We start from the raw sequence: 13,805 nt of genomic DNA, 5'->3' as shown, positions 1-13,805 counted from the left end.
CCGAAGACGTAAGGAAAAACCGTGCTCAACATTGTGCAGGACGTTGATGAGGCCGTTGCGCCCATCCACGACGGCGCCACCGTCATGATCGGCGGGTTCGGCCAGGCCGGACAGCCCGTGGAGCTCATCGAGGCGCTGCTGCGCCAGGGTGCCAGGGACCTGACCGTGGTCAACAACAACGCCGGCAACGGAGAACAGGGCCTGGCCGCCCTGATCGGCGCCGGCCGGGTGAAGAAAATCATCTGCTCCTTCCCCCGCCAGTCCGACTCGCAGATCTTCGACGCGAAGTACCGCGCCGGGGAGATTGAACTGGAACTGGTACCCCAGGGCAACCTCGCCGAACGCATCCGCGCCGCCGGCGCCGGCATCGGAGGGTTCTTTACTCCCACCGCCTACGGCACCCCGCTGGCCGAAGGCAAGGAAACCCGGATGATCGACGGCCGCGGCTACGTCTTCGAAACCCCGCTGCACGCCGACTTCGCACTGGTGAAGGCACTGCGCGCCGATAAGGCAGGGAACCTGGTCTACCGGAAGACCGCCCGGAACTTCGGACCGATCATGGCCGCCGCCGCGAAGACCGCAATCGTGCAGGTCCGCGAGATCGTGGACATAGGAGAAATGGACCCCGAAGTGGTGGTCACCCCGGGAATCTACGTCAACAGCCTGGTCCGCGTGGACCGGGAGAAAGCGCCGGCTGCAGCATGAGCAACCCGACCGAAAAACTGGGCAAGAACGACCTCGCTGCGCTGGTGGCGGCCGATATTGCCCCGGGGTCCTTCGTGAACCTGGGCATCGGCCAGCCCACCCTGGTCTCCAACTACCTGCAGCCGGAACAGCACATCACCCTGCATACCGAAAACGGGATGCTGGGCATGGGGCCCGAGGCCACCGGGGACGAGGTGGATCCGGACCTGATCAATGCCGGGAAGATTCCGGTGACCGAACTGCCGGGCGCCGCCTACTTCCACCATGCCGATTCCTTCGCGATCATGCGCGGCGGGCACCTGGACGTCTGTGTCCTGGGTGCCTTCCAGGTCTCCGCCTCCGGGGACCTGGCCAACTGGCATACCGGCGCTCCCGACGCCATTCCCGCAGTGGGCGGCGCCATGGACCTGGCCACCGGCGCCAAGGACGTCTACGTCATGATGTCGCTGTTCACCAAGGACGGGCTCAGTAAGCTGGTGAAGGAATGCAGCTACCCGCTGACCGGCGTCGGCTGCGTCACCCGCGTCTACACTAATGAAGCGGTCTTCCTGCTGAAGGAGGACGGCGTCCACGTCCGCGACACCTTCGGAACCACGTTCGAGGAACTGGCGGCAAAGATGGACATCCCGCTGATCCGCGCCGCGGCCGACAGCCAGCAGTAACCGACAACATAGGGGACACGTGAGCGAGACGGCATCGGCCAGTGACCAGTTCGTACAGTCGCTGGCCCGCGGCCTCACGGTAATCCGGGCCTTCGACGCCGACCACGTGCAGATGACCCTGAGCGAGGTTTCCCGCCGGACCGGACTGACCCGGGCCACCGCCCGCCGCTTCCTGCTTACCCTCGTGGAACTCGGCTACGTGCGCACCGACGGGCGGACTTTCGAACTGACCGCCCTGGTCCTGCAGCTGGGTTACTCCTACCTCTCCGGCCAGTCCCTTCCCCAGCTTGCGCAGCCGGTACTGGAGGACCTGTCCAGGGAAATCTCGGAGTCGACGTCGGCCTCGGTGCTGGACGGCGACGAGATCGTCTACATTGCCCGGATCCATACCCGGCGGCTGATGACCGTAGGCATCAGCGTTGGGACCCGGTTCCCGGCCTATGCCACCTCCATGGGCAGGGTCCTGCTGGCGGGGCTGCCGGAGGACCGGTTCGACGATTACCTGTCCAAAGCCAGCCTGAGTCCCCTGACGGAGCGCACGGTCACGGACCCGGCCCGCCTGCGCACCCTCGTGGCCCGGGCACGGGAACAGGGCTGGGCCATCGTGGACCAGGAGCTGGAACTCGGGCTGCGTTCCGTGGCCGTTCCCGTCCTGGACCCGCGGGGTAACGTGGTCGCCGCCCTGAACACGTCCATGCAGGCGACCATGGGGCTTACTCTGGAAGAGGCAGCCGCACGCGTGCTGCCGTACCTGCAGCAGGCTTCGGCCACGATTACCGCGGCCCTGAGTGCCCGCAGCTAGTGACGCTGCTCGCACTTTCCGCCGGGGCTCGTTAAGTCTGCTAGACTGAAAACCAATTGTTTGTGTGGCAGTGGATGAAGGCCGCTCGCGTGCCCTCCGTGGTGAGATACTCGGAGGAATGCATTCCGTAAGGAATGGGCGGGCCTGTTTCCGGGTTGCGGGGTCCTTGCGCAACGAATGCCACACTTTTGCACGCCTACGGTCGCTTTCGGCGAGAACATCGGAACTTCTCGGGGCATTGCGGCAACGACTTGAAGCGCGCCGCCCCTTTAGTTGGTTTCAGCCGGCAGCGGGGCGGGGCAACCAGAGAATTATCTCGAGAAAAAACGGAGAACACGAAAGTGCCTACGATTCAGCAGCTGGTCCGCAAGGGCCGCTCACCCAAGGTCTCCAAGACCAAGGCTCCTGCCCTCAAGGGCAGCCCGATGCGCCGTGGTGTCTGCACCCGCGTTTACACCACCACCCCGAAGAAGCCGAACTCGGCTCTGCGTAAGGTTGCACGTGTCCGCCTCAACGGCGGCATCGAAGTAACCGCTTACATCCCCGGTGTGGGTCACAACCTTCAGGAACACTCCATCGTGCTGGTGCGCGGCGGTCGTGTGAAGGACCTTCCCGGTGTCCGCTACAAGATTGTCCGCGGTGCCCTCGATACCCAGGGTGTCAAGAACCGCAAGCAGGCTCGCAGCCGCTACGGCGCGAAGATGGAGAAGAAGTAATATGCCCCGCAAGGGTCCGGCCCCCAAGCGGCCGCTCGTACTGGATCCCGTCTACGGCTCCCCGCTGGTCACGCAGCTGATCAACAAGGTTCTGGTAGACGGCAAGAAGTCCACCGCAGAGCGCATCGTTTACGGTGCACTTGCAGGCGCTCAGGAGAAGACCGGACAGGATCCGGTTGCAGCCCTGAAGAAGGCCATGGACAACATCAAGCCGAGCCTTGAGGTCAAGTCCCGCCGCGTTGGCGGCGCTACCTACCAGGTTCCGGTCGAGGTCAAGCCGGGTCGTGCAACTGCACTGGCCCTGCGCTGGCTGGTCGGCTACTCCAAGGCCCGCCGCGAAAAGACGATGACTGAGCGTCTGCGCAACGAAATCCTGGACGCTTCCAACGGTCTTGGTGCAGCTGTGAAGCGCCGCGAGGACACCCACAAGATGGCCGAGTCCAACAAGGCCTTCGCCCACTACCGCTGGTAATACGCCAAGCTGACGGCAGCCGCTGACGGCCCTGTGGCCCGCATTTGCGGGCCGCAGGGCTTCAGCCGGATAAGCGCCGTTGACGGAAGCAACCAAAAAAGGGAGAAACCGTGGCACTTGACGTGCTTACCGACCTGAATAAGGTCCGCAACATCGGCATCATGGCCCACATTGATGCCGGCAAGACTACTACCACTGAGCGCATCCTGTTCTACACGGGTGTCAACCACAAGATCGGCGAGACCCACGACGGTGCGTCCACGATGGACTGGATGGCACAGGAGCAGGAGCGGGGTATCACCATCACCTCCGCAGCTACCACGTGCTACTGGGACAACAACCAGATCAACATCATCGACACCCCGGGTCACGTTGACTTCACTGTCGAGGTTGAGCGGTCCCTGCGCGTCCTCGACGGCGCCGTTGCTGTCTTCGACGGCAAGGAAGGCGTTGAGCCGCAGTCCGAGACTGTCTGGCGCCAGGCCGACAAGTACGACGTTCCGCGTATCTGCTTCGTCAACAAGATGGACAAGCTGGGCGCTGACTTCTACTTCACCGTAGACACGATCATCAACCGCCTCGGCGCCAAGCCGCTGGTCCTCCAGCTGCCGATCGGCTCCGAAAGCGAATTCGAAGGCGTCGTTGACCTCCTCGAAATGCGTGCACTCACCTGGCGCGGCGACGCCAAGGGTGACGTGACCATGGGCGCCAAGTACGAAATCGAACCGATTCCCGCAGAACTGCAGGAAAAGGCCGAAGAGTACCGCGCACAGCTCGTTGAGACCGTTGCTGAAGCCAGCGACGAACTGATGAACAAGTACCTCGAAGGCGAAGAGATCAGCATTGCCGAGCTGAAGGCCGGCATTCGTAAGCTGACCATCAACTCCGAGGTCTACCCGGTTCTGTGCGGCTCTGCCTTCAAGAACCGCGGTGTGCAGCCGATGCTGGACGCCGTCGTCGACTACCTGCCCAGCCCGCTTGACGTCCCGAACATCAAGGGCCACGACATCCGCGACGAAGAGGTCATCCTCGAACGCGCCGCTGATGCCAACGCTCCGTTCTCGGCTCTGGCATTCAAGGTTGTGACGCACCCGTTCTTCGGCCGTCTGACCTACATCCGCGTGTACTCCGGTCACGCTGCTTCCGGCGCCCAGGTCATGAACGCGACCAAGCAGAAGAAGGAGCGCATCGGAAAGCTCTTCCAGATGCACGCCAACAAGGAAAACCCGGTCGAGGAAATCACGACGGGCCACATTTACGCCGCCATCGGCCTGAAGGACACCACCACGGGCGATACCCTGTGCGACCTTCAGGAACCGATCGTGCTGGAATCCATGAGCTTCCCGGAGCCCGTGATTTCCGTGGCCATCGAGCCGAAGACCAAGGGTGACCAGGAGAAGCTTTCCACGGCCATCCAGAAGCTCTCCGAAGAGGACCCGACCTTCCAGGTCTCCCTCGACGAAGACACCGGCCAGACCATCATCGCCGGCATGGGCGAGCTCCACCTGGACATCCTGGTGGACCGCATGCGCCGCGAGTTCCGCGTCGAGGCAAACGTGGGCAAGCCCCAGGTTGCCTACCGCGAAACGATCCGCCGTGCAGTCGCCAAGCACGACTACACGCACAAGAAGCAGACCGGTGGTTCGGGTCAGTTCGCTAAGATCCAGATCGCCATCGAGCCGCTGGATACGTCCGACGGCACGTTCTACGAATTCGAGAACAAGGTCACCGGTGGTCGCGTTCCGCGCGAATACATCCCCAGCGTTGACCAGGGTATCCAGAGCGCGCTTACTGACGGTGTGCTCGCCGGTTACCCGGTTGTCGGCATCAAGGCTACGCTGCTTGACGGCGCGTACCACGACGTCGACTCCTCGGAAATGGCGTTCAAGATTGCCGGACGGCAGGCTTTCAAGGAAGCCGCACGTATGGCAAGCCCTGTCCTGCTTGAACCGCTGATGGATGTTGAAGTCCGCACCCCTGAGGAATACATGGGTGAAGTTATCGGTGACATCAACTCCCGTCGCGGCCAGATGCAGTCCATGGAAGACGCAGCCGGCGTAAAGGTCATCCGGGCGCACGTCCCGCTGTCCGGCATGTTCGGCTACATCGGCGACCTGCGGTCGAAGACCCAGGGCCGCGCCGTGTACTCCATGTCCTTCAACAGCTACGCCGAGGTCCCGAAGGCAGTTGCCGACGAGATCATCCAGAAGACGCGCGGCGAGTAAAACTTGGAGGGTGGACCGGTTCACGCCGGGCCACCCACCGTGTGCGGCCGGTCCGGGCTTCGGCCCGGACCGGGCGCATAGCCAGACTGAGCGGCCTTGCGAGGCTGCTGCGGAAATCGGCAATTTCATCAAATAAACAGCCCCAAGTAGACTTACATCAGTTTCAGTTGCGAAAAGCGCGGCTGGAGATTGAGTCTTCTAACTCTCTAGGAGGAACCCGTGGCGAAGGCAAAGTTCGAGCGGACTAAGCCGCACGTCAACATCGGCACCATTGGTCACGTTGACCATGGAAAGACGACGTTGACCGCTGCCATTTCGAAGGTGCTTGCTGACAAGTACCCTGATCTGAATGAAAAGCGCGATTTCGCTGCTATCGACTCTGCACCTGAAGAGCGCCAGCGCGGCATCACCATCAACATCTCGCACATCGAGTACCAGACCGAGAAGCGCCACTACGCACACGTAGACGCCCCCGGCCACGCTGACTACATCAAGAACATGATCACTGGTGCAGCTCAGATGGACGGCGCAATCCTCGTGGTTGCCGCTACCGACGGTCCGATGGCACAGACCCGCGAGCACGTCCTGCTCGCCCGCCAGGTTGGTGTTCCCTACCTGCTGGTCGCACTGAACAAGTCCGACATGGTTGACGACGAAGAACTGCTCGACCTCGTGGAAATGGAAGTTCGCGAACTGCTGAGCTCCCAGGACTTCGACGGCGACAACGCTCCCGTCGTCCGCGTTTCCGGCCTGAAGGCTCTCGAAGGCGACCCCAAGTGGGTTGCAGCCGTCGAAGAGCTCATGGAAGCCGTTGACAACAACGTGCCGGACCCCGTTCGCGACAAGGACAAGCCGTTCCTGATGCCGATCGAGGACGTCTTCACGATCACCGGTCGTGGAACCGTTGTCACGGGCCGCGCCGAGCGCGGCACCCTCGCCATCAACTCCGAGGTCGAGATCGTCGGCATCCGTCCGGTCCAGAAGACCACGGTTACCGGTATCGAGATGTTCCACAAGCAGCTTGACGAAGCATGGGCCGGCGAGAACTGTGGCCTGCTGCTCCGCGGTATCAAGCGCGAAGACGTAGAGCGTGGCCAGGTTGTCGTGAAGCCGGGTTCCATTACCCCGCACACCGACTTCGAAGCCAACGTCTACATCCTGTCCAAGGATGAAGGCGGACGCCACAACCCGTTCTACTCGAACTACCGCCCGCAGTTCTACTTCCGTACCACGGACGTAACCGGCGTCATCACCCTCCCCGAGGGCACTGAAATGGTTATGCCCGGCGATAACACTGAGATGACCGTTGAGCTCATCCAGCCGATCGCTATGGAAGAGGGCCTCGGCTTCGCTATCCGCGAAGGCGGCCGCACCGTTGGATCAGGCCGCGTCACCAAGATCATCAAGTAATTTGATGGTTTAGCCTGAACCTCATCGGTTCTTAGCAGGGCCCCGTTGCTTATGGCAGCGGGGCCCTGCTGCTTTTAAGCCGGGGCCCGTCCTCCGGTTTCTGCCGGTCGAGGTGGCGCGCCACGGCGGTGCCGGCCGCCAGCCCCTGTTCGAAGGCACGGACCGCGTTCAGGCCCGAGGCGTCCAGCGCGCCGCCGATCACCGTACCGGGCATGCCGCGGGCGTCGCGCTGGAACCGGAGCGGGTTGTACGGCACCTGTCCCGCAGCCAGGACGACGGCGTCAGCCAGCAGGAGCGCCGTCGTGCCGTCAAGGTTCCGGACCCGGAGCCCGAGGGGAGTCACGTCCAACGGCGTGGTCCCGGCCAGGGTCCGGACGCCGGCAGCCCGGATGTCCTGCAGCACAGCCCACCGTGTGGACGGGCCGATGCCCTGCCCGATTCGGGCTCCCCGGCGCAGTATCGTCACGTCCCGGGGACCGCCCGCAACGCCGGGATCCGCCAGCAGGCGTGCAAGGTCCACTGCAATGCCGCCGGCACCGACAATGACCACACGGCGGCCCAGCGGGGCCGGGTCCGCGAAGGCCTGCCGGTAGTCCAGCACGGGGAGCAGGCCGGTGCCCGGCAGATGGACGGTCCGGGGCCGGACACCGGTGGCCAGCACCAGGTGTGAATAGCCGGCCAACTGCGCGGCTTCGGGGGCGGCGCCGGTCAGGACGCGGACGCCCAGCCGCGCCAGTTCATGGGTGAAGTAGCGGATTGTCTGCAGGAAGTCTGCCTTGCCCGGCACTTTGCCGGCCAGCCGGAACTGCCCGCCGATGGAGCTGTCCTGTTCATAGAGGTCCACGCGATGTCCGGCCAGCGCCAGGGTTGCCGCGGCCTGCATCCCCGCCGGGCCGGCCCCCACCACGGCAACCCGTGCGGGGGTGCTCACGGCTCGCCGGGGCGGCTTCAGCGGGAGCGGAAACTCTGTTTCGCGGCCGGCGCGCGGGTTGACCAGGCAGGAGACAGGCTCGGCGCCCAGTGAACGGTCGATGCAGGCCTCGTTGCAGGCTATGCAGGTGTTGACGAGGTTCGACGCTCCGCGCCGGGTCTTGGCCACGATCGCCGGGTCGGCGAGGAAGGGACGGGCCATGGAAACCAGGTCCGCGTGCCCGCAGGCCAGGGCCCGCTCCGCATGCTCCAGCGAGTTGATCCGGTTGCCGGCGATGACGGGCACGGGAACTCCCGCAGCCGCCAGGGCCGCGCGGATCTCCCCTGCAATGGCCATCCAGCGGCCATGCGGAACCATGCCCTGCACGGACGGGACCCTGGACTCATGCCAGCCGATGCCGATGTTGACGGCATCGGCCCCCTCCCGCGCCAGTGCGACCGCCAGGGCCGCCGATTCCTCCCGGGAGCTCGACCCGGCGACGAGGTCTGCGCCCGACGTCCGGTAGATGACCGGGTAGCCGGGCCCTACGGCGTCCCGGACAGCCTGCAGCACCGCCAGCGGAAAAGCCTGTCTCCTTTGCGGATCCCCGCCCCAGCGGTCCTGTCGCAGGTTGGTCAGGGGCGAGGCGAACTGGTTGATCAGGTAACCCTCGGACCCCATGATTTCCACGGCATCGAAGCCCAGGGCGCGGGCGGCAGCGGCACCCGCGGCGAAGTCCGCAAGCGTGTCTTCGATCTGCTTCGGCGTGAGCGCTCGGGGCAGCGTGCGTGAATAGCCTGAATACACCTCCGACGGCGCGGCCGGACGCAGCCCGTATGTGCCCTCCCGGGCGTAGCGTCCCGCGTGGAACAGCTGCAGGGCAAGCCTGCCGCCCGCATCGTGCACCGCGTTGAGCATCGGGGAAACCCGAGCGGCGGCTTCGGGCTCATTGATCAGCAGGTAGTTGGGTCCGCCGGCGCCGGCGCGGTTCACGGCCGCTCCGCCCGTGACGATCAGCCCGGCTCCGGCGGCCGCCCGTTCCGCATAGAACGCGGCCAGGGCGAGCGGGTCATCCTCCCGGTTCAGGTGCATTGAGCCCATGATGATCCGGTGGTCCAGCTGCAGCGGCCCAAGGGAAACGGGGGAGAAGACCCGGTCCAGCATGCCGGCGTCAGGGACGGGCGGCAGGAGCCGCGGACGGATCGGGAGACGGCTCGGGAGACGGATCGGGATCGGGCAGCGCGGCGTCGGCCGGTGTCTGGTCCCGGCGGAAGATACCGCGGGCGATCACGGTTTTCTGGATCTCATTCGTTCCCTCTTCGAAGCGCTGCGCCCGCGCGTCGCGGTACACCCGCTCGATGGGTGCGGACTTCCAGTAGCCGATGCCGCCGTGGACCTGCAGTGCCTTGTCGGTCACACGGGTGAGCATATCGACGGCGGTCAGCTTGGCCATGGAGGACAGCGAACCGGCGTCGGGAGCGCCGTCCTGCCAGGCCGAAGCTGCGTGCAGGGTCAAAGCGCGGGCAGCCTCGATATCAGCGGCGTTTTCCGCCAGCGCAAAGGCGATGGCCTGCCGTGCGGCGAGCGGCTTCCCGAAAGTGGTCCGCTCCAGGGCATGGGCAACTGCGAGCTGCTGGGCACGTTGGGCCAGCCCGACGCAGCTCATCGCCACGGAGATCCGGCTGGGGGTGAGGAAGCCGCCGAGGGCAACGGCGAGTCCGTCTCCCTCCGCTCCGAGTCGGTTGGCGACGGGGACCGGAGTATCCCTGAAAGCAAGGGAGGCATGGTCGGTGCCGCGGACCCCCATGGTCTGCGAGGTGTCTTCCACTTCGACGCCGGGCGCCTGCCGGTCCACCAGCAGCGCGACCGTTCCGCCGCTGCCGGAGCTGCCCTCCAGCCGGGCAAAAAGCAGCCAGTAGTCGCAGCGCACACCGAACGTGATCAGATGCTTGCGGCCGGTCAGGTAGTAGGTGTCGCCGACCCGCCGGACACTCGAGGTGATATCCGCTCCCGTGCCGTTGCCCGGTTCCGTGAGCGTGAAGGCGACCAGCAGCTCTCCTGCCACGGAGGGAAGGACGAATTTCCTTCGCTGCGCCTCGTCGGCATGCGGATTCATGGCCCGCCAGGTGCCGTTGACCACGTGCACGATCATGCGGACCGAAGCGTGTGAACGGGAGAAGACCTCCATCAGCCCCATCCACTGGACAAAGCTCAGCCCCCGGCCGCCCAGTTCCACAGGTGCCGCCAGGGAAAGGAAGCCAGCCTCGCGGAGTTCCTTCCACAGGGCATCGGGTGCGGTGCCGCTGGTTTCAATGCGGTCTGCCCATGACTCGCCGGGGCCCTCGACCCACGCGGTAACGGACGTGAGCAGCTCTCGGTATTCAGGGTCCGGGATACTGCTGCCCCTTCCGTCGGGTGCGATGGCTGCAGTGCTCACAGGCTGCTCCGATCCGGTGTGCCGGGCTTCGGCGGTCCGCCGCCGTCGGGGAAGCTGCGGGCCCTGTCCCGCAGCAGGAACTTCTGCACCTTGCCCACCGCATTGCGGGGGAGGGCATCAACCAGCTCGAGGCGTTCGGGCCAGTAATGCCTGGCGACGCGGTGCCGGTCGAGGAACCCGGTGAGATCACCCAGCTGCGGGCGCATCCCCGCCACGGGAACGACAAAGGCGCAGGCCCGCTCGCCCAGCCGGTCATCGGGCATGGCGGCCACGGCAACGTCCCGTACGGCAGGATGCCGGTAGAGCAGCTGCTCGATCTCGGCCACCGGGATTTTCTCCCCTCCGCGGTTGATGATGTCGCGAACCCGTCCGGTGATGCGCAGGTACCCGGCATCATCGAGGACGGCGGTGTCTCCCGTGCGGTACCAGCCGTCTTCGGTAAAGACTTCCTTGGTCAGGTCCGGACGGTCAAGGTACCCGTCAAAGACGGTGGGACTGAGAAGTTCGAAATTTCCTTCCACGCCGGGCGGCAGGAGGAGGCCGCCGTCGTCGACTATCCGGGCCCGCACACCCGCCAGGGCCCGCCCGTCGGTGCCCCACACTTTTACCGGTTCGTCCCCGGGCGACGCCAGGGTGGCCAGGCAGGTTTCAGTGGTTCCAAACGCACCGCAGATGCCCGCGCCCAAGACGCGTGTGGCGCGCTCGGCGAGGTGCCGGGGGACGGCGGCGCCTGTGGCAACGAAGATGCGCAGGCTGGGCGGAGCGGCGGTACCCGCGTCTACGGCGGCAACCAAGTCGGTGAGGAACGGGGTGGCTGCCTGGACGAAGGTGGCGCGCCACCCGCGCATGAGTTTCACGGCCCGCTCCACGTCCCAGACCGGCTGCAGGATCTGCGGGCAGCCGAGGACGAACGAGAGCCACATTCCGTACAGGAAGCCGGTCTGGTGGGCCAGGGGCGACGGGATGAAGACGGCGTCATCACTGGTGAGGCCCAGGTGCGCCGCTTCCATGGCCGCAGCGCGGCTAAGCGTTCCATGACGGTGCACCACACCCTTGGGTTCCCCGGAGGTTCCGGAGGTGAAAAGCAATTGTGCAGGATCCCCGGCGGTTGGCGCAGCACCGGGACGGAGGACAGCCGCAGGGGTAACGCGGCTCAGCACAGCGTCCCAGTCGTGGAACCGCGGGCCGCCGGCAACAGAGGGGAGGGGACGCCGCGGCGCGGCACTGGGCAGCACGAGGACATCCGCTACCTTGGGGGCGGGCACCGCATCGGCTCGGTCCGTGCGCTGCAGGAGCCCGGCCAGTTCCTCCGCAGGCCGGCGTCCGCGGAACTCCTCGACGGCAACGAAGACGCGGGCGCCGGCCCGGTTCAGTGCCAGCGCCACCTCCCGTTCCCGGAAGATCGGCATCACGGGTGCGGCGACCGCGCCGAGGCGGAGGACAGCCACGGTGAGGACAACGAACTCGCTTCGGTTGGGGAGCTGGAAAGCCACCCGGTCGCCCGGCCGCACCCCCAGCTCCAGCAGTGCTGCGGCGACGCGGTCGGCCTGCGTGTCGAGTTCGGACCAGGTGAGGTGCCCGGATACCCGCGGGCCGCCGTCGACCACCGCTGTTTCGTTGGGGCGTTCCGCCGCCCAGCGCCGTACCCAGTCCGGACCGGTGACGGACGCTGCCGCCTCCACTGCGGCCGGTCCGGAAATGCTTCGGGAGCGGCTTCCGCGTGCGGTCCGGGCCGGCCGGCTGCGGCGGGGACGCTGGATCACGCCGTCCTCGACCTTCATGCGCAGCCCGAAAGCGGTCATGGCCGCCAGGTATTCGGGGTAGGAAATGCGGTAGGCGTTTGGGTATGTGAGGGTGCTGCGTCCTTCTGCGGCTGAGGCCGCCACGGCCAGGGACATGAGGACCCGGTGGTCATTAAAAGAGGAGAGATCGGCCCCGTCCAAGCTGCCGACTCCGCGGACCACCAAGGTAGAGCCCTCCACGGTGAGGTCCGCGCCCATGGAGTTCAGCTGCAGCATGGCGGCCACCCGATCGGACTCCTTCATCCGCACATGGTCGATGTTGCGGAAAACGCTCCGCCCCTTGGCGAGGCACGCCATCACGGACAGCACCGGAAGCATGTCCGGGACGCGGCGGCAGTCGACGTCTACGGGTTGCAGGTCCAGGCCCTGATGGCGGACCCTCACCGCGTCGGTTGCCTGGTCGTAGTCCATCGGCACTCCCATCTGTGCCGCCAGGTCAAGGAAGTCAGCCTCGGGATGGTCGGATCCGGTTGAAGAGGTGGCGCTGAGTCCGGTAAGGGAAATATCTGCCGGATGCAGGGCCGCCGCCGCGATTCCGAAGGCCGCCGACCCGATGTCCGGGGGGAGCCGCAGGTCCGCGGGGACGGCCTGCTGGTCCGCCGGAATCCGGAAGCGCCTGAGGTCCTCGGAGGCCTCCACCTGCAATCCGAACCGCGCCATCATGGCGAGGGTCAGTTCCACGTAGCTGGATTCATTCTGCTGGCCCTCCACCACCACGGTGGTTTCGGAGCGGGCAAACGGTGCCAGCAGCAGAAGTCCGGAAATCCACTGCGAGAGGGTCCCGGAGATATGGACTTCACCGCCGCGCGGCCGCCCGTGGGCAACCTGCAGGGGAGGGCAGTCGTCGCTCGAGGCGATGTCGACGCCCATCTCGCGCAGGGCGGCCAGCAATGCGCCGATGGGACGGCGCTGGAAGTATTTCTGCCCGGTGACGACGACGTCGCGTGTCCCCAGCGAGGCGAGTCCGGCCATGAAGTACAACGTGGTTCCGGAGCTGCCGGCGGAGACAACGGCACGCCGTGGACGGTACGGCCCGCCGTGGACGATAAAGGTGTCATCCTGCACCTCTATTCCGGTACCGAGCTGGCGGAGCGCAGCCACCGTGTACTGCACGTGGCGGGCATCGGTCAGGCCGGAAATGCGGCTGGTGCCCGGAGCCAGGGAAGCCAGGATCAGCGCCCGGTGGGCGTGGTATTTGGAGTTGGGAACCTGCACCGTTCCGGTGATGCCGGAGTGCGTTCCGAGGACCGAAAGATACATGGCCGCAAGGCCCTTTCCGTTCGTGTGGGCGCCTTCCCCCTGGCTCCTCGTGCGCCGACGCTACCAGTTCGTTATCCGGGCGGGAACAGCCCTTGGCCCAGATCGTCAGGCGGAGCGCATTTCGGCCGGGGGTCGCCGGGCCGCCTTCCGGGTCCGGACCGGGACCGGCCGGCTGCCCCTTGGCCGCGGGCACGCGGGGACTGTTCCTGCACAGGACGCCCGGGTGCGCCACGCACGGAAAGATACGCACACCGGATCGAACAGTTGCCGGGATGTGAGGTGCAGCACCCTAGGATGGTCTCCAGTCGAACTCGAACCGGAAGGTAGCAGTTTCATGGGGGTCTTTCTCTTATTCCTGGCCGCAGCCGCAGCCAGTTTCGCCGTAGGGCGGTCGGCAGGCAAAA

Annotated in this window: 10 protein-coding genes; 7 read left to right on the top strand and 3 right to left on the bottom strand. The window is 65.7% G+C overall.

What is annotated here, in order from left to right:
* Positions 1-21 precede the first annotated feature (21 nt).
* The 7 genes from NNX34_RS02045 (at position 22) to tuf (ending at position 6,992) form a co-directional block, all read left to right on the top strand.
* Positions 22-705, top strand: a complete 684-nt coding sequence (locus tag NNX34_RS02045) for a 3-oxoacid CoA-transferase subunit A (RefSeq protein ID WP_255764888.1) — start codon at positions 22-24, stop codon at positions 703-705.
* Positions 702-1,367: a 3-oxoacid CoA-transferase subunit B gene (locus NNX34_RS02040; protein WP_255764887.1), complete on the top strand. Its 666-nt coding sequence runs from the start codon at positions 702-704 to the stop codon at positions 1,365-1,367. The genes NNX34_RS02045 and NNX34_RS02040 overlap by 4 nt, the downstream gene beginning before the upstream one ends.
* 19 nt (positions 1,368-1,386) lie before the next feature.
* On the top strand, positions 1,387-2,169 hold the full coding sequence (locus NNX34_RS02035; protein WP_255764886.1) for an IclR family transcriptional regulator C-terminal domain-containing protein: 783 nt from the start codon (positions 1,387-1,389) through the stop codon (positions 2,167-2,169).
* Between the two features lie 341 nt (positions 2,170-2,510).
* Positions 2,511-2,885 (top strand): 30S ribosomal protein S12, encoded by a 375-nt coding sequence (rpsL, locus tag NNX34_RS02030; RefSeq protein WP_146361060.1) that lies wholly within the window; start codon positions 2,511-2,513, stop codon positions 2,883-2,885.
* Position 2,886: 1 nt separating this feature from the next.
* Positions 2,887-3,357 carry a 30S ribosomal protein S7 gene (gene rpsG / locus NNX34_RS02025; RefSeq protein WP_146361062.1) on the top strand — a complete coding sequence of 157 codons (471 nt, stop codon included), beginning with the start codon at positions 2,887-2,889 and terminating at the stop codon, positions 3,355-3,357.
* A gap of 110 nt (positions 3,358-3,467) precedes the next feature.
* A complete protein-coding gene (gene fusA, locus NNX34_RS02020; RefSeq protein WP_255764885.1) occupies positions 3,468-5,582 on the top strand; it encodes an elongation factor G in 2,115 nt (704 codons plus the stop codon).
* Between the two features lie 219 nt (positions 5,583-5,801).
* The gene (gene tuf, locus NNX34_RS02015) at positions 5,802-6,992 is read left to right on the top strand and encodes an elongation factor Tu (protein WP_227918747.1); all 1,191 of its coding nucleotides are present in this window, start codon (positions 5,802-5,804) and stop codon (positions 6,990-6,992) included.
* A 49-nt stretch (positions 6,993-7,041) separates the two neighbouring features.
* Here the strand turns inward: tuf and NNX34_RS02010 are convergent, their stop codons facing one another.
* Genes NNX34_RS02010 through aroA form a run of 3 tightly spaced genes read right to left on the bottom strand, consistent with a single transcriptional unit; the run spans position 7,042 to position 13,401 of the window.
* Positions 7,042-9,066: an FAD-dependent oxidoreductase gene (locus NNX34_RS02010; protein WP_255764884.1), complete on the bottom strand. Its 2,025-nt coding sequence runs from the start codon at positions 9,064-9,066 to the stop codon at positions 7,042-7,044.
* A 7-nt stretch (positions 9,067-9,073) separates the two neighbouring features.
* Positions 9,074-10,339: an acyl-CoA dehydrogenase family protein gene (locus NNX34_RS02005; RefSeq protein ID WP_255764883.1), complete on the bottom strand. Its 1,266-nt coding sequence runs from the start codon at positions 10,337-10,339 to the stop codon at positions 9,074-9,076.
* Complete coding sequence (gene aroA / locus NNX34_RS02000; RefSeq protein ID WP_255764882.1) at positions 10,336-13,401, bottom strand: 3-phosphoshikimate 1-carboxyvinyltransferase; 3,066 nt, start codon at positions 13,399-13,401, stop codon at positions 10,336-10,338. Before aroA ends, NNX34_RS02005 begins: the two co-directional genes overlap by 4 nt.
* Between the last annotated feature and the right edge of the window lie 404 nt (positions 13,402-13,805).

Origin of the sequence: Arthrobacter sp. zg-Y1116 (assembly GCF_024385485.1) — a bacterium.
Taxonomy (GTDB): Bacteria; Actinomycetota; Actinomycetes; order Actinomycetales; family Micrococcaceae; genus Arthrobacter_B.
The sequence above is the reverse complement of the archived record's forward strand: the minus strand, read 5'-3'. Positions and strand labels throughout refer to the sequence as shown.